Here is a 21,380-nt window from a genome sequence, read left to right on the forward strand (position 1 = left end):
GCGCGGCAACAAGAAGGATCGTCCAAAGCGCGGCTCCGGCAAGAAACAGCGCGGTAAGGAGAAGGAGAAAGAGAAGAAGACAAGATGGAGCTTCCGCGTCCCAGCTACGACAAACTCAGCGGAGGACGCACCGGAAACAAGAAGGACGGGAAACAGGGCGTCGTCGAATTTTTCAAGAAGCTTCTCTCTTCCTGACCGGCGGTTTTTAGGGCCTCCTCAGGCCGTCCTCTTTTTTTCCTGGGACATCACCACATCCTTGATGGCTTCAAAGCCTTTCAGAGTCTGTTCAATGTGGGAGTCGGTGTGTGAGGCGGTCGGAATAAGACGGATCAGCACCGTGCCCTTGGGTACGACAGGATAGGTAACCCCGCTGACGAATACCCCATGCTCCTCACGCAGCTTGCGCATGATGAGCTGGCAAAGTTCCGTGCTTCCCTGCGTCAGCACCGGAGTGACAGGGCTTTCGGATGGCAGCACGTTGTACCCGATATCCTTGAGTCCCTTGCGCAGCTTTCTGGTATTCTCCCAGAGCTGCTCGCGCAGCTGGGGATTGTTGCGGATAATCTCCAGGCGCTTGCGGGCGGAGACTACGATAGGCATGGGTACCGACTTGGCAAAAATCTGGCTTCGGACGTTGGCTTTTAGAAATTCCACCACACGCGGCTCGGTGGCTACGAAGGCGCCGATAATGGCCACGGCCTTGGCAAAAGTACCGAAATAGATGTCGATGCCGTCGTGGCAGCCCAGCTCGGTGCCGGTACCGGATCCGTCGTGCCCAAGAGTACCGAAGCCGTGGGCGTCATCCACCAGCAGGCGGAATGGGTACTTCTTTTTGAGTTCGATCATCTCCTCCAGCATGCCAAGGTCACCTGTCATGCCGAAGACACCCTCGGTAACGACCAGGATTGAGGAGTTGGGCTTCGATTTGCGGTGGGCCCGCTCGAGCTGCTTCTCGAAGCTCTCCACATCGTTGTGCTTAAAAACTGACTTGTCGCTCATGGCCAGCTGCTTGCCGTCCACGATGCAGGCATGGCTGAGTTCGTCGTATATCAGGAAATCGTTGCGGTCGACCAGAGCGTGAATCACACTCATAATGCCCTGGTAACCATAGTTGAGCAACAGAGCTGACTCCTTATGCACGAAGTCAGCCAACTCCTCCTCCAGAGCCTCATGCTCGTCAGAATTACCGGTCATCAGGCGGGCACCCATGGGCGAGCTGAAGCCATGCGCCTCGGCGGCTTCGACGTCAGCCTTTCGCACCTCGGGGTGAGAGGCAATGCCCAGGTAGTCGTTCACGCTCCAGACCACCACATTCTTGCCTTTGAATTTCATCTCCGGGCCGATGGGACCTTCAAGCTTGGGAAACGTATAATAGCCGTATCCCTCCGACGTAAACTCTCCCAGTGGTCCCGGTCTTCCCTGAAGTTTGTCAAATAAATCCATAACCCGTTGCTATGATGTCTTCTTGCTTATTTCCTGCTTGTAAGCGTAGCTATTTCAATAAAATACAAGGCCTCTGAGGCCTTGTAAAAAGATTAAAAAAGGTAAGGAAATTTACCCGTTTAACCAAGGCATGCCCTAACTCCATTACTCCTTAATCTAAGTATTCTCGGGCAATTATACGAACGGGCGGATGGACGGCGAAGGCCTCTCAACCGGCTCCCAGTTCGTCCACAACCTCCACGATGAGGCGCACATCCTGTTCCCGCGTGCGGTGGTTTATAAAGCAGGTGCGGAGGGCGGCGCGGCCGCAGATACGCGTAGCAGTCAGGAATATACGGCCATCCTGCTCCACCTCCCGTGCTATACGTTCGTTGAGACGATCCAATTCATCGGGGTCCTTCCCGCCTGGATTGTAGCGGAAGCATACAATGGAAAGGGGAGCCGGGGCCATCATCTCCATTCGGGGGTGCTCCTCCACCATCAAAGCCAGCATGTCCGCCCTGTCAATATCCCTTCGAATGGACTCTCGCAGGCGGCGTGCGCCGTAGGTTTTAAGGGTCATCCACACCTTAAGTGCCTTGAACTCCTTGGTGAGCGGCAGGTTGTATTCCATCAGGTCTGTGCGGCCGTCGTCCCCGCGGTCCGACCTGAGGTAGTCAGGAATGGTGCTGAACGTAGCACGCAGGTGTTCAGGATTGCGGACCAACGCGCCCCCTGCCTCGAAAGGCACGTAGAGCCACTTGTGGGGGTTGACCACGAGTGAGTCGGCCCGCTCCAGTCCGGAGAAGAGGTGAGAGACTCCCTCCACCCTCGCGGCAGGCCCCCCGTAGGCGGCATCCACGTGGTACCACAGGTCGTGCTTCTCGCAGATGTCGGCCACCCCGTCGAGATCGTCCACCGCCCCGTTGTTGGTGGTGCCTGCCACACCTATGGCGCATATGGGATGGAAACCCGCATTCCGGTCGCGATCGATCAGGCGCTCCAGCGCCTCCAGGTCGATGCGCAGTTCCTCGTCTACCGGTACTTTACGCAAGTAGTTGCGGCCTATGCCCAGCATATCCACCGCCTTGTCAAAGGAGGAGTGCCCCTCCTCGGAGACGTAGACCGTCAGCGGCTTGGAGCCGTAGAGTCCTTCGGCGGAGACGTTGGCCGGAGCTTTGACGGTACGCGCAACCGCCATGCAGTTGAAGTTGGCCACCGAGCCCCCGCTTAACAGAACGCCGGCACTGTCGATCGGATAACCGGTGAACTCGGCCACCCAGCGCATCACCAGCCGCTCCATTTCTGTACTGACAGGCGAGGAGTGCCATTTGAGATTGTTCTGGTTGAGAGAGGCCTTGATCATCTCGGCCAGCACGGCCACCTGGTTCCCTCCGCCGGTAATGTAACCGAAATATCGGGGTCCCATGCTGCGGGTCATGGTTCCGAATACCTGCTCGCGTACGCGGTCCAGAACCTTCTCCACAGGTTCAGACTCTTCCGGCAGGGGTTCGTCGAAGAGACGGATCACCTCCTCGGCAGACTTGCCGGCAAAGACCGGCCGGTCGGAGTCCTCGCGGTAGAGCTCCTTCACCAGGTCACCCGCCTTGCGGAGAGCGGTATCAAACTGCTTGTCGTCGAAGTCCAGGGTCATGCAGAAGAAAGGTACAGCTTAAAAGGGTTCGTAGAAATACCCCCCCATTCCGATGGTGAATACCAGGCAGCCGTAGAGGGCATGCTCGGCGGCCACCACCATCAGGGATCGGCTGCGACGGTAGGTGCTCGCAAAAAGAAGGCCGCCGGCAAAGGACAATCCAAGCGCCCAGGGATTGTCGTAGATCACGTGCAGAAAGGAGAAGGAGAGCGCGCTGGCCAGCACCATGCCGGCCTCCGCCCCGAAAAGGGGACGGTAGCGCCTGAAGAACCAGCTGCGGTAGAGTAATTCCTGGGGGAGGGCGGACAGAAAGGGATAGAGCAGCATGACCATGCCCCAGCGCCAGGGGGCCCCTTGAGGGAAGCCCAGCAGCTGCCCGGGCTGCACCAGCAGGGTGAGCGTGAGGATGGCAGCGGCCACGGCGCACCCGCGCAGGGCCAGGCTCTTCCATTCACCCGCACCGGCCTCCCCCTTCCAGTCGCCGGCAAAGGAATAACCGGCATCGCGCCAGAGGGCGGCGGCAATGCCCAGGGAGGCGGCCACCAGGGCCAGCACCTTGGGCACGGGCAGCAGATCGAAATAGAAGAGGAGGGGCACCAGAAAGAAGAAGGCCGCCCACTCTGCTGTAAGACGTACCGTCCGCAGGTTCATGCCACAATGGTATTATATCGTTTCAGGTTGTTGTCTTGCCGGACAGGCGCCGGGAACCGCGCATTGAACGTCCGCCGTCGGGCTGCTGTTGCCGTAGCGCGCCGCTTCAAGGTGAGGTCTTTTTCACACCTTTCAAAACCTCATGGTTGCGCGTAAAATTCGTATATTAACCTGTTTATTTGAATGCCCAAACGCACGCGTGCATGTCGCAGACCGAATCGATCGCCGAGCAGCAGGAACCCACCCAACATCAGGACCGACCCATTGTCGTAAAGGGAGCCAGGGTCCACAACCTCAAGAACGTTGACGTCGAGATCCCCCGCAACCGCATGACGGTAATCACCGGCGTCTCGGGATCGGGCAAGTCCAGCTTGGCCTTTGACACCATCTACGCCGAAGGGCAGCGCCGTTACGTGGAGAGCCTCTCCAGCTACGCCCGTCAGTTCCTGGAGCGCATGGACAAACCCGATGTGGATTTCATACAGGGTATCTCCCCTGCCATGGCCATCCAGCAGAAGACCACCTCCACGAATCCCAGGTCCACGGTTGGCACCACCACCGAAATCTATGACTACATACGGCTTCTCTGGGCCCGTATCGGCCTCACCATCTCCCCGGAGAGCGGTGAGGAGGTCCACAAGGACACCACCAGGACGGCCATTGCAGAGTTAGTTGACAAGTACGGAGAAGACACCAAGTTTTACGTGCTCTTTCCCATCCCTCGCCACGAGGACAAGGAGCTGGTGGACGAGTTCAAGGTACTCAAGGAAAAGGGCTTCACGCGCCTGCTCGACATGAAGGATGAGTCCGTAACCGACCTGACCAGCGGGGTAGAGGAGGCCGCCGAATCGGTGGACCCGCACAGCTTTCGCGTACTGGTGGACCGCCTCGCTGTGAAAACGGATGAGGACAGTCGAAGCCGCATCGCAGGCTCCCTGGAAACCGCATTCCAGGAGGGACACGGCCGTTGCTCTATGAAAATCCGCGGCGGCGAGGAGCTGCGTTTCAGCGAGCGGTTCGAACGCGACGGCATGGAGTTCGAGGAGCCCTCCCCCCAGATGTTCTCCTTCAACAATCCCTACGGGGCCTGCGACACATGCGAAGGCTTCGGCCGGGTAGCCGGCATCGACGAAGACCTGGTTATCCCCGATCCTGAACTGACCATACGCGACGGGGCACTAGCTCCCTACAGCGGCCAGAAATTCAGCCGCCATCTTCGCGACCTGATCAAAGTGGCCGCCCGCTACAGCCTCCCCATCGACACCCCCTACCAGGACCTCTCCGACAAGATGAAGGAGATTATCTGGAACGGTAAGGACGAGTACACGGGGCTCCACTCGTTTTTCGAGGACATCAAGAGCCAGTCTTACAAGGTACACATGCGTGTCTTCTACTCACGCTACCGGGGCTACTCCCGCTGTCCCAACTGCAACGGCTACCGGGTGCGCCCCGACGCCCTCCATGTAAAGGTAAACGGCCGACACATCGGAGAAGTCTCCGAAATGAGCATCGGACACGCCCGCGACTTTTTCGAGAACCTGGAATTGACGGAATTCGAGAAGGAGGTGGCTGAGCAGGTGCTCTACGAAATACGAAAGCGACTGAAGTACCTGGACGAGGTGGGACTTGAGTATCTCACACTCAACCGGCTTGCCAACACCCTCAGCGGGGGCGAATCGCAGCGCATCAGCCTGGCCAATTCGCTGGGAAGCTCCCTTATCGGCAGCCTCTATGTGCTGGACGAGCCCACCATTGGGCTCCACCCCCGTGACAACGAACGTCTCATCAACATCATGAAGTCGCTGCGCGACATCGGCAACACCGTGCTCGTGGTGGAGCACGACCCGGAGATGATCCGCTCGGCCGACAATATCATCGACATCGGACCCTTTGCCGGGGTGCACGGCGGTGAAATAAGTTTTACCGGTACCTACGAGGAGCTGCTGGAGTCGAAGACCCTCACCGGAAAATATCTTAGCGGCCGCAAGGAGATTCCCGTGCCGGAAAAACGCCGGCCCGGCTCCGACAAGCACCTGCTGCTTGAGGGCGCCGCCGAACACAATCTGAAGAGCCTCAACGTTGAGTTTCCCCTGGGCAAGCTGGTCTGCGTCACCGGGGTGAGCGGTTCCGGCAAGTCTACCCTGGTGCACGATACCCTCTATGCCGGCATGCAGAAGCGCATGGGCACCTACAACGATAAGGTGGGACGTCACAGGGGTCTCAAGGGCACTCACCATATAGATTCAGTGGAGATGGTGGACCAGTCGCCCATCGGCCGGTCCTCCCGGTCCAACCCGGCCACCTACACCAAGGCCTTTGACGGCATACGCGACCTCTTCGCCGATACCCGCCAATCGAAGATCATGGGCTATGAGCCCGGCCATTTCTCTTTCAACGTGCCTGGGGGACGCTGCGAGAACTGTCAAGGCGAGGGCATTCAGAAGATCGAAATGCAGTTCATGGCCGACATCGAGCTGACCTGCGAGGCCTGCGGCGGCAAGCGCTACCGCAAGGACGTGCTGCAGGTAAAATACCGCGGCAAAAACATCCACGACGTACTGGAGATGTCGGTATCGGAAGCCCTGGAGTTCTTCGTGGACGAGCAGAGCATTACCAGCCGCCTGCAGCCCATGGAGGACGTGGGGCTGGGTTACCTGAAACTGGGGCAGAGCGCCACCACGCTATCCGGCGGAGAGGCCCAGCGTGTCAAGCTGGCCAAATTCCTGGCCAAGTCCGTCGGCGATCATACGCTCTACTTCTTCGACGAACCCACCACCGGCCTGCACTTCGAAGACATCTCCAAGCTGCTGGACTCCTTCAACCGGCTGGTGGACGAAGGCCATTCGGTGATCATCATCGAGCACAACCTGGACGTGATCAAGTGCGCAGACTGGATCATTGACATCGGTCCCGAAGGCGGTTTCGCCGGGGGACAGATCGTGGCCACAGGCACGCCCGAGGAGATCGCGGAGGTGGAAGAGAGTCATACCGGCAAGTACCTGAAGCCGGTCCTCTGATCCCAAAGTGAAGCACCGGCAAGGAAATCGTTCCCGAATTCCGCATCCGCAACGTTCGCCGCGTATACCACGGGGGGGCGTCGAGTTACTGGCCGTTTGCAGTGGGGAGGCTGTCGGTCCTCACGATCTCGCCCTGTGACGTGATGACCTCGCCGGGACCGGGTTCCTCCTGTGGAAATTCGTGAATGCCGATGTCGGGATTGCGATCATGGGGCACGTAGTGAAAGTGAGAGCCGTGCGAGACCGCCGTGTAAGGCTTGGGGTTAAAAAATCCCAGGGAGTCGGCCAGGGCAAAGAGGGCCAGCACCAGCACCAGCCCGATGAAAAGATATTTCCAGCGGTTACGGGAGGTCACATCAATGGGGCTACGCGTTCGCAGATCGCCTCGCAGAGCTCCCGGTGCGCCTCAGTGATGGAGCCGCGAGTGTGGGAATCGATGTCGAGCTCGCCCACGAAGGAATCGCCGTTCATCACAGGCACCACGATCTCCGCTTGAACGTCCATGCTGCAGGCCAGGTAGTTGTCGGCCTGGCTGACATCCTGCACCACGAAAGTCTCCAGCGACTCGGCCGCCTGCCCGCAGATGCCTTTGCCGAAGGGAATGCGGGTGTGGTCGGTCTCCTCGCCCACATAGGGTCCCAGCACCAGCTCTCGCTCGGCCTCTGGGTCCACCAGGTAGAAACCCACCCAGTCGAACACCTCTACGGAGTCAGCCAGGAGTCGGCAGATACCAAGGAGTACCTTGTCGCGTCCGCCGCCCTCTGAGATGAGTCGGTCCACGCTGCTCAGCAGCTCGTCAGTGGCGAGAGTGAAAGAGGTATTCATGAACGGTCATGGGTTGTTCATTACGATAAGACCCAAATCTAAGGACTTCTGAGTCGGGATAAAAGAACCGGCCGCATTCCCGGCCGACTGCTTACTTTCCACTGACTGGTGTTGTTGTTATACTGGTGCATTCGCACCCAAAGTCTCTCCCCCATGAACGTACTCAGCACACTGGGAAAGGTAAGTCGCGACCGGCTGCTGCTGGTGCTGGGAGGACTCCTGCTGGCCGAATTCCTGCTGCTGGCTATTGCCCCCCATGACCGGGCCGACTGGCTGCTCGAAAACATCCTGGTCTTCCTGGCTGTGCCCGTCCTCTACGCCACCTGGCGCTGGTTTCCCCTCTCACGCATTTCCTACCTGCTCATCTTCGCCTTTCTCTTCCTGCACGAGATCGGCGCCCATTACACCTACGCGCAGGTACCCTACGACGCCTGGCTTCGCTCGGCCTTCGGATTCAGCCTCAACGAAGCCATGGGGTGGGAACGCAACCACTTTGACCGTATGGTCCACTTCAGCTACGGACTGCTTCTGGCCTACCCCGTTCGTGAACTTTACTGCCGTGTGGCCCTGACCCGTGGGTTCTGGTCCTACTTTTTTCCCCTGGACCTGGTGATGGCCTCCTCCATGGTCTTCGAGCTGCTGGAGTGGGGCGTGGCCATGGTCTTCGGGGGGGAACTGGGCATGGCCTATCTCGGCACGCAGGGCGATGTCTGGGATGCCCACAAGGACATGGCCCTGGCCAGTCTGGGGGCGCTGCTGGCCATGGGCATCACCGCCGGACTGAACCTGGCCATACAGGACGATTTCCGCGAGGAGTGGAGGGAAAGCCTGCGGCCGGACCAGTCGGGACCCCTGGGCGAAGAAGAGATCGGGCGGCTGATCCGACGCCGCGGGAAGGCCGGGAAAAAATAGCTTGCCCGGCTGTTCCTTTTCATTGCCCTGTTTCCTAATTTTGCAAGCTATGTTAGAATCTCTTTTTCCCGAAAGCTCCGCGGTGACCAGCTACCTTATGGGTACCGTCACCCTCTTCCTGGCTTCCTTCACCTCCATAATCTCCGTGGCCAATCCCCTGGCGGCCATGCCGGTCTTCCTGAGCCTTACCGAAGAAAACAACCCCCAGGAACGCGCCACCATCGCCAAGAAGGCCTCCTTCTACATGTTCGCAGTGCTGACGGTCTTCCTGCTGGGCGGAACCTATATCATGAATTTTTTCGGCATCAGTCTTTCCGGCATCCGCGTTGCCGGGGGACTCATCATCCTGCGGGCGGCGTGGGACATGCTCGGTCCGGACAAGCGCGCAAAACTTTCGGCAGAAGACCAGGAGGCGGCCAAGAACAAGGCGGACGTCTCTTTCAGTCCCTTGGCCATGCCCATGCTTTCCGGTCCCGGCAGCATCGCCGTTGTTATCGGACTCGCCTCGCAGGCGGCAGGCGTGATGGACCTGGCGGTGGTCACTGCCGCCATCGTGCTGGTAGCGCTTATCGCCTACCTCTTCCTGCGGATAGCCCCCTTCTCGGCCCGCTACATCGGTCCCTCGGGCATGAGTGCGGTCACGCGCATGATGGGCTTCCTGGCCATGGCCATCGCGGTGCAATTTATCCTGAGCGGCATAAGCCGCTTCTACGGCCTGGGCTAGAAGGTGCGCCCCAGCACACGTCCGGCAATGATCTTCAGCCCGTCCAGTGTGAGCATGGGATCCACCACATCGAAGCAGGAGGTATGCGGGGCAAGCAACTCGGCCAGTCCCCCGGTGGCGATGACTCTTGACGGACCCACCTCCTCTATCATGCGGGCCACCAATCCCTCGATCATGCAGAGGTGTCCCATAAAAAGTCCTGACTGCATGGCCTCGACGGTGCCGGCGGCGGTGATGCGCTTGGGGGGCTCCAGCGGAATCTGCGATAGCTGAGCCGCCTTGCCCACCAGAGCGTCCACGGTTACCTTCAGTCCGGCTGAGATGGCCCCGCCTACCAGACTGCCTTTCCCGGTGACCGCCATAACGGTGGTGGCCGTGCCAAAGTCGACCACAATACAGGCCTCCCCGTACTGGTGCCAGGCGCCCGCAGCGCCCGCGATCAGATCTGCTCCGGTGGCGGCGGGTTGAGCGGTGTCCACCCGAATGCCGGTATCGGTACGGTGGTTCAGTATGATGGGCTCCAGGCCGGCGCGCGACGAAAAGACCTCGTTCATGGTGGCGGTGAGCTGGGGCACCACGCTGCCGATAATTACGTTGTCAAGATCCCCGTAGGCCATGCCGGCTTCCCCGAACAGGTTGTGGAAGAGCACGCCGTACTCGTCGGTGGTGCGGTTGGCATCGGTACCCAGGCGCCAGTGACGGGACCAGGCCCCGCCTTCGTGGGTGCCCATGACGATGTTGCTGTTGCCGACGTCGATGGTCAGTAGCATATGGATGCGTTGGATTGGGAAAAGGGAAATATAGAAGATAGGCCTGAGAAATCCAGAGCCCGAATGCGTTGTATCGCCCGCGAAATTTTGTATAATAGGACTCGAACCCAGGCCCGCGCATGCGGGCCCCGTCACCGCACCAAGCCATGAATTCAGTCGAACGCCTGCAGAAACTTTTCCGCTACGACGCCTGGGCCAACGAGCGCATGCTCGCCTCCCTCAAAGCCACGGAGGCCGGCGGATTGGAGGAGGCCGAGAAACTGATGGGCCACCTTGCGGCCGCCCAGGAGATATGGTACGGTCGCATTACGGGAGAGTGGAGCGACACCCCGCTCTGGCCTGACTATAGCCTGGCCGCCTGCCGCGAAAAGCTGCGGTACATGGAAGACCGCTGGGAAACCCTGCTGCGCAATCGGTCCGGCTCATTGGACGAAAAGATCGTCTACACCAACAGCAGCGGCAGGGAGTTCCGCACCATGAAATCAGACATCCTGCACCATGTGATCATCCACGGACAACACCACCGCGCCCAGGCGGCCCGTGAGATGCGCCGCAGCGGCTTAGAGCCGCCCGGCACCGATTACATCTTCTATCTGCGCCAGCTTGAAGACTGACCCCAACCAACCTATAGGAGGACACCGCCCTGCAAGTTTTTGAACAGATTCTTTCCGAATTTTCCAGCTTCATGTGGGGCATGCCCCTGGTGGTCCTCCTCTGCGGAGGCGGGATCTTCTTCATGTTCTACTCGGGCTTTGTGCCCTTCCGCCATCTGGGACACGCCCTGAACGTGCTCCGGGGCAAGTACGACGATCCGGACGATCCCGGTGATATCAACCACTTCGAGGCCCTCTCCAGCGCCCTTGCCGCCACCGTTGGACTCGGCAATATCAGCGGGGTGGCCGTAGCTATCGCCGTCGGGGGACCCGGCGCAGTCTTCTGGATGTGGGTGAGCGCCTTTTTCGGCATCGCAACCAAGTTTTTTACCTGCACCCTCTCCATCATGTATCGCGGCAGGGATTCGGCAGGCCACATCCAGGGGGGCACCATGTATATGGTGGTCGAGGGACTGGGGAAAAAATGGAAACCGCTGGCGGTGATTTTCTCCATCGGGGGACTCTTTGGCGCACTGCCCATCTTCCAGGCCAACCAGCTCACGCAGGCCCTGCGCGATGTAATCTATATGCCCAACGGCTGGGTCACGGCCGAGGCCCATTTCATGGGCGACTTTATTACTGGTTTGGTCCTGCTGGTGCTGGTCTCCATCGTGATCTTTGGCGGCATCAAGCGCATCGGGCGGGTGGCTTCCCGCATGGTGCCCGCCATGGTGGTGCTTTACGTGGGCCTGGTGCTTATTATTCTGGCCGTCAACTACGACCAGCTGGGCTACTATCTCGGCTACATTTTCAGCGATGCCTTCACCGCTGAGGCCGCCATGGGCGGGGCTGTCTACCAGATCATCGTGACGGGCTTCAAGCGCGCCGCCTTTTCCAACGAGGCGGGCATCGGGACCGCCACCCTGGCCCACGGGGCTGCCAAGACCAAGGAGCCGATTCGGGAAGGACTGGTGGCCATGCTCGGGCCGGCCATCGACACCCTCCTCGTATGCACCATGACCGCCATGGCCATCCTGGTGACCGGCGAGTGGCAGACCGGCAGCGAAAACGGCATCGCCCTCACGGCCGCCGCCTTCGGCGACGCCCTGGGTCCCATAGGTCCCTACCTGCTGGTGCTCTGTGTGACCATCTTCGCCTTCAGTTCGATGTTCACCTACTCCTACTACGGCACCAAATGCCTTGGATTTCTCATAGGAGCCGAGCGGCAACACTGGTACAACTACTTCTACGTAGGCTCCATTGTACTGGGCGCGGTAACCACCATCATGTCGGTCATCCACCTTATCGACGGCATGTTCGCCGTGATGGCCATACCCACCATGATCACCGCCCTGATACTGGCGCCCAAGGTCAAGGCGGCGGCCAAAGACTACTTCTCTCGCCTGGACACCTTCGAGACCTACAAGTAGATCCTGTTCTGCCGAATGCCAAGCCGATAGCGTAATGGACAAACCATCCGTATCGGTCATACTCCCGGTCTACAACGCCGCCGGCACCCTGGACGAAGCTGTGGAGAGTATCTGCTCGCAGAGCCTGCAAGACTGGGAGCTGGTGGCGGTGGACGACGGTTCCACCGACGGATCGGCGGAGAAACTGCGGCAGTGGGCCGGCCGGGACCCGCGCATTCGTCCCCTCTTCCGGGAACACCGCGGGATCGTTCCCTCCCTCAATGACGGCGTGGAGGCCGCGCGTGCCCCGCTGCTGGCGCGCATGGACGGCGACGACCGCTCAATGCCCCGACGACTTGAACTGCAGAAAAAGCTTCTGGACCGCAGCCCGGACACCGGTCTGGCCTCCTGCCTGGTCCGCCACCTGGGCGAGGAGGAGGAGACCGCCGGTTATGCGCGCCATGTGCGCTGGATCAACTCCCTGACCGGACACGATGAGATCGCGCGCAGCCGCTTTATCGAGTCGCCGCTGGCGCACCCTTCCGTCATGTTCCGAGCCGGGACCCTCCGCAAATATGGGGGCTACCGAGACGGGGACTTCCCCGAGGACTACGAACTCTGGCTGCGCTGGCTGGAGGCAGGCGTGCGCATGCAGAAGGTTGAGCAGGAGCTGCTACTCTGGAGGGACGAGCCTGGCCGCCTCTCCCGCACCGACGCCCGCTACGCATTCGAGGCTTTTTACCGGATCAAGGCAGGCTATCTTGCACGCTGGCTGAAACGCAATAATCCCCGCCACCCCGAGGTGGTGATCTGGGGCGCGGGCCGCACCACCCGCAAACGGGCGGAGCTTCTCTGCCCGCACGGAGTGGAGATCACTCACTACGTGGACATCGATCCCAACAAGATCGGGAATACGGTCCACGGCCGTCCGGTTTGGTCCCCCGATGACCTGCCGAACCCCGGCCGCCGCTTCGTGGTCTCCTACGTGGGCCGCCACGGAGCCAACAGTATGATCCGCAAAGACCTCACCACCCGCGGCTACCGGGAGGTAGACGACTTTATTTTTGCGGCCTGAAGACACCCTTTCGGCGCTTCCGGTAGGCTCTTCGCACAACACAGGCACCCTTGCGGCGCCGGGCCCGCCTTTCACTCAAATTTAATAGTTTAGGCAAGTCGCCCAAAATTCATCTATACGCCGAAACAATTAATCTAATAATGAATAATACCTTATTTAGTTAGCCCATCTGACGTCCCTGACTAAAGCATTCTGTTTCTGAAACAGGCCTTCGGAATCCGAAACTATTTGGGCCCCATCGGCGTACCTTTGGTCCGTCCCGAAAGGGAAGCGACACAGAGAAGAGATTTCTCCTTCCGGACGGCTCACACTGACGATAAACACAAAAATCACGACCCCATAGTAATGAACACAATCAAGGGATTTTTCCTTGCCGCACTTCTCCTGATCCCCGCGCTGGCCATGGGCTGGCAGCAGACCGGAGACGAAGATTTCACCCTGAAAAATAATCTATTCGAAGCCATAGAGAGTATTGACTACATCAGTCTCAATCTCCTGCTGGCCGAGGGCGCCCCGGTCGATACCGTGGACGAGAAGGGCAATAGCCCCCTGATGCTGGCCGCCAAGATCGGCAACCCCCGCATCCTGAAGATCGTCCTCGCCAACGAGCCGGAGATCAACCACACCAACGAGGCGGGACGCACCGCGCTGATGATCGCATCCGAGCATGGGCTCGTTTCCGTGGTCGAATCCCTGCTTCGCCACGGCGCCCGTACCGGTCATATCGACGGAAATGGTAACACAGCCTTAACCCTGGCCTCAAAGTTTGGTTACGAGGAAGTTGTACGTTTGATCCAAAGCCAACCGGTCAGACCCCTTCTGGCCAAGTAGCTCTCTAAGCATAGATCACCACCTGGAGCCTCCCCCGGCCAACGCCGCGGGAGGCTTTTTTTTGCCCCCTATGGATAGCTCCGTCCAATACGTTATATTGCGTAAAACGGCACGAACCCGCTCATTATGGCAGAAATCATCCTCGGCATCGACCCGGGCTCCCGCAACACCGGGTTCTCCATTCTGACCCGGAAGGAGGGGGTGCTGGTGGCCATGCGATGCGACGTAATACGCCTGTCCCACCTGGACGACCACGCCGACCGTCTGCAGCTTATCTTCGAGCGGGTATCCGAGATTGTCCGTTCCTTTGAACCGGACGCCTGCGCTGTGGAGACCCCCGTTTACGGGGTGGACCCCCTCGCCATGCTGAAACTGGGACGAGCCCAGGCCGCCGCCATGCTGGCCATCACCAGCAACGGCCTGGCAGTGACCGAATACTACCCCAAGGAAGTCAAGAAGTCCATCACAGGCAACGGCAACGCGGACAAAAAGCAGGTGGCGTACATGCTGCGGCAGACCGTCCGCCTTCCCGACGAAGACCTTCCCGACGACGCCACAGACGCCCTTGCCGTGGCCTGGTGCCACCTGATGAAACAGTCCTCCGACGGACGCATGCAAGGAGGCTCCCGCCGCAAGCAACAGAACCGCAGCGTTTCCAGCTGGGAGCAGTTCGTAAAAAAGAATCCCGACCGCGTCAAATAGACCGCCCATGATCGCATACCTTAAAGGTACAGTACACTTGAAGGAGAGCAACCGGCTCATCCTGGACGTACGCAACGTGGGCTACGAGCTGGAAATTTCCAGCCAGACCCTGGAGAGCCTTCCTGAGGCTGGCGAGGTGGCCGACCTCCTTGTGCACACCCATGTAACCGACAACGATCTGCGCCTGTTTGGCTTCCATACGCAGGAAGAGAAGGACCTCTTCGAGCTGCTTGTCACCGTGAAGGGTGTGGGGCCCAAGCTTGGACTCACCATCCTTTCCGGGCTGCCGGCCGACCGGATCACCTCCGCCATCGTCCAGCAGGACAAGGGCACCCTCTCCCAGATCAGCGGCATCGGCAAGAAAACCGCCGAGCGCATGATCCTGGAGCTGAAGGACAAAATCGCCGAGTTTGCCACCGATCCCCTCCCCGATGGAAGCGTCGCGCCGTCGGGTGGACTGCAGGAGGAGGCCGTCTCCGCCCTGGAATCGCTGGGTTTCAAGAAAAAGGATGCAGAAAAGGCGGTCGCGGCCGCCGCCAGGGACAACGGGGGCGCTGATGACGTAAAGGAACTGGTCAAAAGGGCCCTCGCACAGTCCAAGAGATAACAATTATTTAACGGCCTTCCGGTTTATATTGCCGCGCGGCCTTCGTACTATAAAGTCCCAGCATGTACGAATAGTATCTTTTTACCAACCAAGGCCCCGACTTCGTGTCTGACAAGAAAACCATCCTGGTCGTCGACGATGAGCAGGACCTGCTTGACCTTATAGAGTACAACCTGAAAAAAGAGGGCTTTGATGTCCTGAAAGCCGAAGACGGAGAGGAGGGCATCCAGGTGGCGCGCGAGCAGTCGCCCGACCTTGTGCTGCTGGACATCATGATGCCCAAGATGGACGGAATGGAAGTAGTTGAGGTGATGCGCGACGATGAGGACCTGAAGCGTATACCCATTATCTTCCTAACCGCCCGCGGCGATGAGAAGACGGAGGTAGAAGGTCTCAACAAGGGAGGGGACGACTACATTACCAAGCCCATCAGCACCACCAAGCTCATTTCACGCATAAAAGCCGTCCTACGGCGCTTTGAAGAGACCGAAGAACCGACCAACAAGCTGGAAGTTCACGATATCGAAATTGACAAAGACCGCTACATTGTCACCAAGGGAGAGGAGGAATTTCAGCTTCCCCGCAAGGAGTTCGAACTTCTCTTCTTCCTGGCCAGCCGAAAGGGCAAGGTGATGGACCGCCAGACCCTGCTTAACCAGGTCTGGGGCGACAACATCTACGTGGTGGACCGTACGGTGGACGTGCACGTGCGTAAAATACGTGAGAAGCTGGGCGACCACTATATTGAAACCGTCAAAGGCGTAGGCTACCGTTTCAAGGAGTAATGAAAAAAAATCCCTTCCAGCGCAGTTCCCGGCTAGCCTTCCGCAGCGCCGGCTGGAGTTCCCTCGCCCTGGGCGCCGCGGCGGCTCTCGGACTCTACCTGGTGGACAGCTATTCCCCCGTCCAGGCACTGGGAGGGGGCCTAGCCTGCCTGCTGTTCGCTTTCGGAGTGATCTACCTTGTAATCTACTACGTGCAGTTCTCCAGACTGGAGATCCTCAATCGCATCTCACGCAACATCGCCCGCAAGCGCTTCGAGGAGTACGGCGACATGACTACAGAAGGCAGGGATGAACTGGACTACCTCATCAAGCAGTCGGTCCGCGCCAGCAAAACGGTTGAGCGGGAGATCCAGCGCCTGAACCGCATCGAAAACTACCGCAAGGAGTTTATTGGCGACATTTCTCACGAGCTGAAAACGCCCATATTCGCCATCCAGGGATTTATCGAAACCCTACTGAACGGGGCCATCGACGACGACGAGGTGAACCGGCAGTTTCTCAAGAAAGCCATGCGCAACGTGAACCGACTCATCTATCTCACCAAAGACCTTATGGAGATCTCCAAGCTTGAGACAGGCGAACTCAAGTCGGAGGTACAGGATATTTATCTGCGAGATGTACTCATGGATGTGGTAGAAAGCCTGCAATACAAGGCACAAAAGGAGGGCGTGGAGATCTCGGTCGAGGAGATCGACAAAAACATTCTGGTGAGCGCCGACCGCAACCAGATCAAGCAGGTACTCATCAACCTGATCGAAAACGCCATTAAATATAACAGGGAAGGAGGGGCCGTAACGGTCGGGGCCAAGCCTTGGTCGAAGAACGATAACCGCGTGCTGGTTTATGTTGAGGATACCGGAATCGGTATCGAACAAAAGTTCATCAACCGCGTCACCGAACGCTTTTTCCGGGTGGACAAGTCCCGATCTCGAGAAAAGGGGGGGACCGGACTTGGACTGGCCATCGTCAAGCACATTATGGAAGCCCATGGGGAAGAGTTTTTCATCGAAAGCACACCCAACGTTGGCTCCACCTTCAGCTTCACCCTTACCCGCGTGGAGCGTACACAGGTAGCCGTATAGACCGACGGGTACACGACTTTAAACCAAAATACAACGATCACACTTCTACATGTTACATGCCATCATTATGGCCGGAGGATCCGGCACTCGATTCTGGCCCCGCAGCACGCGGGATCGTCCCAAGCAATTCTTAAGGCTATTCGGCGAGCGGACCATGCTGCAGAACACCATTGATCGGCTCGATCCCCTCATTCCATCCGGGCGCTGCTGGGTGGTCACAAACGAACGCTACCGCGAGCTGGCGACCAATCAGGTCCCTGATGTGCCCGGCGATCAGGTCGTGGGAGAGCCCGTGGCCCGGAACACCGCACCCTGCGTAGCCCTGGCCGCAGCCCTGCTCCTCGAAAAGGACCCCGAGGCTACCATGGCCGTCCTGCCGGCGGACCACCTGATCGGCCGCCCAGGAGAGTTCCGCCACATACTGGAGACGGCACAGAAGAAGGTAACCGCTAATCCCGATACACTGGTGACCGTCGGCATCCGGCCCGACAGGCCCGAAACCGGCTATGGCTATATCGAATTTCACGACAGGGCCTCCTCCCGCGAGAAGATCAGCGGCCAGACGGTCTTCGAAGTGCTGCAGTTCCGGGAGAAACCCGATGAAGCTACTGCACGAGCCTTCCTCGCCTCAGGCAACTTCCTTTGGAACAGCGGCATGTTCGTATGGAAAGCACGTACCATCCTGGAGGAGTTCCGCCGCCACATGCCACAGCTCGGAGCACTTCTGGGACCCCTGCAGTCGGCCCTGGCCGAAGGCCGCGCCGAGGAGGGCATTGCATCCTTCTACCAGGCCTGCCCTTCCGAATCGATCGACTACGGCATCATGGAGAAATCCGATTCGGTGCATGTGGTTCCCGGCGACTTCGACTGGAACGATGTGGGCAGCTGGCGGGCAGTCTACGACCTCCGCCCAAAGGACGGGGAGGGTAACGTGTTGCAGACCGAACACCATGCCCTGATCTCCTCCTCGGGAAACCTGATACAGAGCGAAAGCGGCAAGCTGGTAGCCCTGGTGGGCATGGAGAACACCGTGGTCGTGGAAACCGACCGGGCGCTGCTGGTCTGCAATCTCGACCGGGCGCAGAATGTCAAGCAGATCGTACAGCAGCTGGAAGAAGACGAAGAGACGAAGCAATTCCTTTAGACCGGGTTCTCCGGGATTTCCAGGCGCAGCTGGTCGTAGGCCAGGCGCACGTGGTCCGGCAGCCGACGGTTGCTCTCCGCGTGATTGACCCGGCTGTTCATGTGGATGAGGTAGGTGCGCGGCACCTCCAGCTCATCCGCTATTTCCACCGCCTGGGGAATGGTCAGGTGGGTAGGGTGGTCCGGCTCCCATCGTAGTCCGCTTAGTACCATCACCCTGGACCCGCGAATACGCTGGCGGGTCCGCTCCGGAATCTCCTTCACATCGGTGAGATAGGAGAAGTCATTCAGGCGGTACCCCAGCACATCCACCGAACCGTGACGTGCCGGAAGAGGCGTAATACACAGGTCACGAAACTCAAAGGGGGCGTCTGCAAGGTGGATGTCGAGGGAGGTGGCGCCGGGATAGCGGTCGGGGCCAAACATGTAGTTAAATCGCGCATGGATGGCCTCACCGGCCTGGGCTGTAGCGTAAAGAGGAAGGGTCTGGTCCTGTCGGTAACAGTAAGGCCGCAGGTCGTCCAGGCCCGCAATGTGGTCCATATGCTCGTGGGTAATGAGTACCAGATCGATACGGCGCAGTCCGCTGCGGAGAGTTTGCAGGCGAAATTCGGGACTGGTATCGATGACCACCGAGCTCTCCCCGGTCTGCACCCAGACCGAACATCGCCAGCGGGTGTCCCTGGGATCCCCGGAGGAATCCCCTTCGACCGCTGCGCCGGCAACAGGGACGCCCATGGACGTTCCGGTTCCGAGAAAGGTAACAATCATCCGTCCAGCTCTATGTCCAACTCTTCGATTTCCGATTCTGCAAAGGTATCAAAACGATCCCACAACTCTTCCAGCTCCTTGCGGACGGCCGGCTTGATGTAGGTGTCCTGCAGATCGCGGTCCTGCAACACACGAGCCATCAGTCCCACCTGTTCTTGCGGTGGTTTGTTCTTGTTGACCACCACCAGCTTGTCACCCTCCATCACACAGTGATCTCCACGGAAGGTACCCCGCTCCCTGCGGATGGTATAGCCAGCCTGTTCCACCAGGTTCTCCAGCTCCATTAGCAGCTTATCGGTTTTCATAACGCAGGATCAGAAGGTGATACCCACCTTGGCAGTATGACCAGTAAGGTGGTAGTCATAAGTCTCACGATCAATATCATAAGTACGCAGCCTATAGTTGTAGCCGGCCGTGAGTCCAATACTCCCAAATACTTGCTCGCGCATGATGTGCATTCCGAGCTGTAATTCTCGTACTACTCCCCCGAAAACTCCCCCCGTGGAAAAGGAAATTCCTGCATTGGGAATGGCGAATAATTCCACATCCATCAATTCTCCGGGGCGCACAAGAAAATTAAGACCTCCCCCGAACAAGAGTGCCCCCTGTTGAAACTGAGAACCCGTATTCAGATCCGAGGGGTTCGTGACCGTTATGATATCACTATGCAATTGAATCGGTACACGGACATCCATGAACGAATTAGTAATAATTGTAAATCGATACCTGCCCTTAATGCCGGCCTGGAAATAGGTAGCGTTATCGAGTCCCGTTAACTTTCCACCGGTTCCCATGAATAGATTAATATTCGGCGTCTCAATTTCCAGCCTTAGCAAGGGTCCCGTAAACTCGTAATTACCACCAAATGGTGCCGGATTGCCTTGGTAGATAAAATCGGCAAATTCTACCCCCACATAGACATGGCTTTGGGGAAAGGTGAAGCTTTGATCCTCCCCTTGTACGGAGAACATCTGGGCTTCAGCCATCTGCGGCATTAGCATCAAGACTGACCAAACGACAGCGACGGCAAACAGGTGTCGGAAATATGGAAGGCGCCGGGAATGCTTCCTGGGAAAATTGCATTTCATGGGTACACCTTGTCACGTTAATCTGTTGGGATTTAATCTATGAAAACTCTACTACTACTGACAATGCTTTCTTTCATGGCCTTTGCCACCGCGGGGGACCGTACCTCCGCCGATTCGGTCTACCAGTTTGAGCTTGATAACATCGACGGTGAGTCCACCAGCCTTAGTACTTACGAAGGCAAGGTGCTTTTAATTATGAACACTGCCTCAGAGTGCGGATATACACCCCAATACGAGGGATTACAGGCCATTTACGAGAAATACAACAACAGAGACTTTGAAGTGCTGGGCTTTCCGGCCAACAATTTCGGCGGCCAGGAGCCCGGATCGGACGAAGAGATCAAGCAGTTCTGCAATGTAAACTACAGCGTCACCTTTCCCATGTTCTCCAAGATTTCGGTAAAGGGAGACGACCAGCATCCGCTGTTCCGTTTTCTGACCTCGGCCGATAATCCCGATTTCACGGGTGAAATAAATTGGAACTTTGAAAAATTCCTTATCGACAGGAACGGAAACCTGGTACATCGTTTCCGTAGCCCTGTTGAGCCCCAGAGCGAAGAATTAACCGGGGCAATAGAATCGGCCCTGGACAGTTAAGAATATATCCCTAACATACATCCCATCACCATCCCGACAGAGGGCCGTAACTGATACTTACGGTCCTCTATTTTTTGCAGCATAGAATGTCAGTTGAGCAGATGTGACACGAGCAAAAAGCGGGGAATGCGCGCCTTGAATCGACTGCCGTCTTCTCGCTCCATTTCATAGTACCCGGACATTTCGCCCCGGTACGATTTCAGCACACAGAAGGAGTTGTAGGAGTGGCCCTCGCCCGGTGCGATCTGCGGTTGTTTGCCGATCACACCCTCACCATCCACGTTATACCGGTCCCCGGAAGAGTCGTGGATCTCCCAGTGCCGATGTAGAAGTTGAACCGGCAGATCGCCCATATTGTGAACCGTCACAAAGTAGGCAAATACGTGTTGACGGGACAGGGGACTCGATTCGTCCTGCAGGTAGATGGGCTTGACCTCTACACTTATGTCATTGGATATCTCGGTATAGGTCTGTTGATACATCACGCACCATAGATAAACAATTTCGGCCACGAAGTAAACGAGGCAATTCATTTCAGAGGATTCGAAAAAAGGGGGATTCCGGCTTGACATAGGCAAGCGGGGCACTGTATATTTGGGGCTCTGCTGCTAGTGGCAGCAGCTTTGTCATTTTGAATCGGTCCGGTAGTTCAGCCTGGTTAGAACGCCTGCCTGTCACGCAGGAGGTCGCGAGTTCGAATCTCGTCCGGATCGCTCTCCCCC

The 21,380-nt window shown here is 58.1% G+C and carries 23 protein-coding genes and 1 tRNA gene; 14 read left to right on the plus strand and 10 right to left on the minus strand.

Annotated elements, in window-relative coordinates; translation table 11 throughout:
• Positions 1–216: 216 nt before the first annotated feature.
• The 3 genes from U5K31_08135 to U5K31_08145 all read right to left on the minus strand — a co-directional run bounded on the left by U5K31_08135 (position 217) and on the right by U5K31_08145 (position 3,727).
• Positions 217–1,443 (minus strand): aminotransferase class I/II-fold pyridoxal phosphate-dependent enzyme, encoded by a 1,227-nt coding sequence (locus U5K31_08135; GenBank protein ID MDZ7772690.1) that lies wholly within the window; start codon positions 1,441–1,443, stop codon positions 217–219.
• Positions 1,444–1,651: 208 nt separating this feature from the next.
• The gene (locus U5K31_08140) at positions 1,652–3,076 is read right to left on the minus strand and encodes an aminotransferase class I/II-fold pyridoxal phosphate-dependent enzyme (protein MDZ7772691.1); all 1,425 of its coding nucleotides are present in this window, start codon (positions 3,074–3,076) and stop codon (positions 1,652–1,654) included.
• Between the two features lie 18 nt (positions 3,077–3,094).
• Complete coding sequence (locus U5K31_08145) at positions 3,095–3,727, minus strand: CPBP family intramembrane glutamic endopeptidase (protein ID MDZ7772692.1); 633 nt, start codon at positions 3,725–3,727, stop codon at positions 3,095–3,097.
• Between the two features lie 203 nt (positions 3,728–3,930).
• Between U5K31_08145 and uvrA the strand changes: the two genes are divergently transcribed.
• Positions 3,931–6,744, plus strand: a complete 2,814-nt coding sequence (gene uvrA / locus U5K31_08150) for an excinuclease ABC subunit UvrA (GenBank protein MDZ7772693.1) — start codon at positions 3,931–3,933, stop codon at positions 6,742–6,744.
• A gap of 85 nt (positions 6,745–6,829) precedes the next feature.
• Here uvrA and U5K31_08155 read toward each other — a convergent pair whose 3' ends face one another.
• Together U5K31_08155 and U5K31_08160 are read right to left on the minus strand one after the other, a co-directional pair.
• Positions 6,830–7,099, minus strand: a complete 270-nt coding sequence (locus U5K31_08155; GenBank protein ID MDZ7772694.1) for a hypothetical protein — start codon at positions 7,097–7,099, stop codon at positions 6,830–6,832.
• Positions 7,096–7,569 (minus strand): GAF domain-containing protein, encoded by a 474-nt coding sequence (locus tag U5K31_08160; GenBank protein MDZ7772695.1) that lies wholly within the window; start codon positions 7,567–7,569, stop codon positions 7,096–7,098. The genes U5K31_08155 and U5K31_08160 overlap by 4 nt, the downstream gene beginning before the upstream one ends.
• A 153-nt stretch (positions 7,570–7,722) precedes the next feature.
• Here U5K31_08160 and U5K31_08165 point away from each other — a divergent pair, with 153 nt between their 5' ends.
• Positions 7,723–8,481, plus strand: coding sequence for a DUF2238 domain-containing protein (locus tag U5K31_08165; GenBank protein ID MDZ7772696.1), 759 nt, complete (start codon positions 7,723–7,725; stop codon positions 8,479–8,481).
• Between the two features lie 49 nt (positions 8,482–8,530).
• Entirely contained in the window at positions 8,531–9,205 is a 675-nt protein-coding gene (locus tag U5K31_08170; GenBank protein ID MDZ7772697.1) for a MarC family NAAT transporter, read from the plus strand.
• Here U5K31_08170 and U5K31_08175 read toward each other — a convergent pair.
• Positions 9,202–9,975, minus strand: a complete 774-nt coding sequence (locus tag U5K31_08175; protein MDZ7772698.1) for a type III pantothenate kinase — start codon at positions 9,973–9,975, stop codon at positions 9,202–9,204. The genes U5K31_08170 and U5K31_08175 overlap by 4 nt on opposite strands.
• Before the next feature lie 146 nt (positions 9,976–10,121).
• Between U5K31_08175 and U5K31_08180 the strand changes: the two genes are divergently transcribed.
• The 9 genes from U5K31_08180 to U5K31_08220 all read left to right on the plus strand — a co-directional run bounded on the left by U5K31_08180 (position 10,122) and on the right by U5K31_08220 (position 18,203).
• A complete protein-coding gene (locus tag U5K31_08180) occupies positions 10,122–10,589 on the plus strand; it encodes a DinB family protein (protein ID MDZ7772699.1) in 468 nt (155 codons plus the stop codon).
• Between the two features lie 71 nt (positions 10,590–10,660).
• Positions 10,661–11,998, plus strand: coding sequence for an alanine/glycine:cation symporter family protein (locus U5K31_08185; GenBank protein ID MDZ7772700.1), 1,338 nt, complete (start codon positions 10,661–10,663; stop codon positions 11,996–11,998).
• A gap of 34 nt (positions 11,999–12,032) precedes the next feature.
• The gene (locus U5K31_08190; GenBank protein MDZ7772701.1) at positions 12,033–13,052 is read left to right on the plus strand and encodes a glycosyltransferase; all 1,020 of its coding nucleotides are present in this window, start codon (positions 12,033–12,035) and stop codon (positions 13,050–13,052) included.
• Positions 13,053–13,397: 345 nt separating this feature from the next.
• Entirely contained in the window at positions 13,398–13,883 is a 486-nt protein-coding gene (locus U5K31_08195; GenBank protein MDZ7772702.1) for an ankyrin repeat domain-containing protein, read from the plus strand.
• A 126-nt stretch (positions 13,884–14,009) separates the two neighbouring features.
• A complete protein-coding gene (gene ruvC, locus U5K31_08200; GenBank protein ID MDZ7772703.1) occupies positions 14,010–14,585 on the plus strand; it encodes a crossover junction endodeoxyribonuclease RuvC in 576 nt (191 codons plus the stop codon).
• A 7-nt stretch (positions 14,586–14,592) separates the two neighbouring features.
• Positions 14,593–15,192, plus strand: a complete 600-nt coding sequence (ruvA, locus tag U5K31_08205) for a Holliday junction branch migration protein RuvA (GenBank protein MDZ7772704.1) — start codon at positions 14,593–14,595, stop codon at positions 15,190–15,192.
• A 104-nt stretch (positions 15,193–15,296) separates the two neighbouring features.
• A complete protein-coding gene (locus U5K31_08210; GenBank protein ID MDZ7772705.1) occupies positions 15,297–15,977 on the plus strand; it encodes a response regulator transcription factor in 681 nt (226 codons plus the stop codon).
• Entirely contained in the window at positions 15,977–17,059 is a 1,083-nt protein-coding gene (locus tag U5K31_08215; GenBank protein ID MDZ7772706.1) for an ATP-binding protein, read from the plus strand. The genes U5K31_08210 and U5K31_08215 overlap by 1 nt, the downstream gene beginning before the upstream one ends.
• 49 nt (positions 17,060–17,108) lie before the next feature.
• On the plus strand, positions 17,109–18,203 hold the full coding sequence (locus U5K31_08220) for a mannose-1-phosphate guanylyltransferase (protein ID MDZ7772707.1): 1,095 nt from the start codon (positions 17,109–17,111) through the stop codon (positions 18,201–18,203).
• Here the strand turns inward: U5K31_08220 and U5K31_08225 are convergent.
• Genes U5K31_08225 through U5K31_08235 form a run of 3 tightly spaced genes read right to left on the minus strand, consistent with a single transcriptional unit; the run spans position 18,200 to position 19,959 of the window.
• Positions 18,200–18,940 (minus strand): MBL fold metallo-hydrolase, encoded by a 741-nt coding sequence (locus U5K31_08225; protein MDZ7772708.1) that lies wholly within the window; start codon positions 18,938–18,940, stop codon positions 18,200–18,202. The two genes, U5K31_08220 and U5K31_08225, sit on opposite strands and share 4 nt — an antisense overlap.
• A gap of 29 nt (positions 18,941–18,969) precedes the next feature.
• Entirely contained in the window at positions 18,970–19,278 is a 309-nt protein-coding gene (locus tag U5K31_08230) for a hypothetical protein (GenBank protein ID MDZ7772709.1), read from the minus strand.
• 9 nt (positions 19,279–19,287) lie between these two features.
• A complete protein-coding gene (locus tag U5K31_08235; protein ID MDZ7772710.1) occupies positions 19,288–19,959 on the minus strand; it encodes a hypothetical protein in 672 nt (223 codons plus the stop codon).
• A gap of 165 nt (positions 19,960–20,124) precedes the next feature.
• Between U5K31_08235 and U5K31_08240 the strand changes: the two genes are divergently transcribed.
• Entirely contained in the window at positions 20,125–20,658 is a 534-nt protein-coding gene (locus tag U5K31_08240) for a glutathione peroxidase (GenBank protein MDZ7772711.1), read from the plus strand.
• A gap of 89 nt (positions 20,659–20,747) precedes the next feature.
• Here the strand turns inward: U5K31_08240 and apaG are convergent, their stop codons facing one another.
• Positions 20,748–21,191 (minus strand): Co2+/Mg2+ efflux protein ApaG, encoded by a 444-nt coding sequence (gene apaG / locus U5K31_08245; GenBank protein MDZ7772712.1) that lies wholly within the window; start codon positions 21,189–21,191, stop codon positions 20,748–20,750.
• Between the two features lie 105 nt (positions 21,192–21,296).
• Between apaG and U5K31_08250 the strand changes: the two genes are divergently transcribed.
• Positions 21,297–21,371: transfer RNA gene (locus U5K31_08250), tRNA-Asp, on the plus strand.
• Positions 21,372–21,380: the final 9 nt, after the last annotated feature.

The organism is Balneolaceae bacterium, assembly GCA_034521445.1.
Classification (GTDB): domain Bacteria; phylum Bacteroidota; class Rhodothermia; order Balneolales; family Balneolaceae; genus JAXHMM01.

Excerpts from the sequence above, each read along its gene's own strand:
- U5K31_08135 (MDZ7772690.1), bottom strand. The coding sequence starts at position 1,443 with ATGGATTTATTTGACAAACTTCAGGGAAGACCGGGACCACTGGGAGAG.
- U5K31_08140 (MDZ7772691.1), bottom strand. The coding sequence starts at position 3,076 with ATGACCCTGGACTTCGACGACAAGCAGTTTGATACCGCTCTCCGCAAG.
- U5K31_08145 (MDZ7772692.1), bottom strand. The coding sequence starts at position 3,727 with ATGAACCTGCGGACGGTACGTCTTACAGCAGAGTGGGCGGCCTTCTTC.
- uvrA (MDZ7772693.1), top strand. The coding sequence starts at position 3,931 with ATGTCGCAGACCGAATCGATCGCCGAGCAGCAGGAACCCACCCAACAT.
- U5K31_08160 (MDZ7772695.1), bottom strand. The coding sequence starts at position 7,569 with ATGAATACCTCTTTCACTCTCGCCACTGACGAGCTGCTGAGCAGCGTG.
- U5K31_08165 (MDZ7772696.1), top strand. The coding sequence starts at position 7,723 with ATGAACGTACTCAGCACACTGGGAAAGGTAAGTCGCGACCGGCTGCTG.
- U5K31_08170 (MDZ7772697.1), top strand. The coding sequence starts at position 8,531 with ATGTTAGAATCTCTTTTTCCCGAAAGCTCCGCGGTGACCAGCTACCTT.
- U5K31_08175 (MDZ7772698.1), bottom strand. The coding sequence starts at position 9,975 with ATGCTACTGACCATCGACGTCGGCAACAGCAACATCGTCATGGGCACC.
- U5K31_08180 (MDZ7772699.1), top strand. The coding sequence starts at position 10,122 with ATGAATTCAGTCGAACGCCTGCAGAAACTTTTCCGCTACGACGCCTGG.
- U5K31_08185 (MDZ7772700.1), top strand. The coding sequence starts at position 10,661 with ATGTGGGGCATGCCCCTGGTGGTCCTCCTCTGCGGAGGCGGGATCTTC.
- U5K31_08190 (MDZ7772701.1), top strand. The coding sequence starts at position 12,033 with ATGGACAAACCATCCGTATCGGTCATACTCCCGGTCTACAACGCCGCC.
- U5K31_08195 (MDZ7772702.1), top strand. The coding sequence starts at position 13,398 with ATGAACACAATCAAGGGATTTTTCCTTGCCGCACTTCTCCTGATCCCC.
- ruvC (MDZ7772703.1), top strand. The coding sequence starts at position 14,010 with ATGGCAGAAATCATCCTCGGCATCGACCCGGGCTCCCGCAACACCGGG.
- ruvA (MDZ7772704.1), top strand. The coding sequence starts at position 14,593 with ATGATCGCATACCTTAAAGGTACAGTACACTTGAAGGAGAGCAACCGG.
- U5K31_08215 (MDZ7772706.1), top strand. The coding sequence starts at position 15,977 with ATGAAAAAAAATCCCTTCCAGCGCAGTTCCCGGCTAGCCTTCCGCAGC.
- U5K31_08220 (MDZ7772707.1), top strand. The coding sequence starts at position 17,109 with ATGTTACATGCCATCATTATGGCCGGAGGATCCGGCACTCGATTCTGG.
- U5K31_08225 (MDZ7772708.1), bottom strand. The coding sequence starts at position 18,940 with ATGGGCGTCCCTGTTGCCGGCGCAGCGGTCGAAGGGGATTCCTCCGGG.
- U5K31_08230 (MDZ7772709.1), bottom strand. The coding sequence starts at position 19,278 with ATGAAAACCGATAAGCTGCTAATGGAGCTGGAGAACCTGGTGGAACAG.
- U5K31_08235 (MDZ7772710.1), bottom strand. The coding sequence starts at position 19,959 with ATGGCTGAAGCCCAGATGTTCTCCGTACAAGGGGAGGATCAAAGCTTC.
- U5K31_08240 (MDZ7772711.1), top strand. The coding sequence starts at position 20,125 with ATGCTTTCTTTCATGGCCTTTGCCACCGCGGGGGACCGTACCTCCGCC.
- apaG (MDZ7772712.1), bottom strand. The coding sequence starts at position 21,191 with ATGAATTGCCTCGTTTACTTCGTGGCCGAAATTGTTTATCTATGGTGC.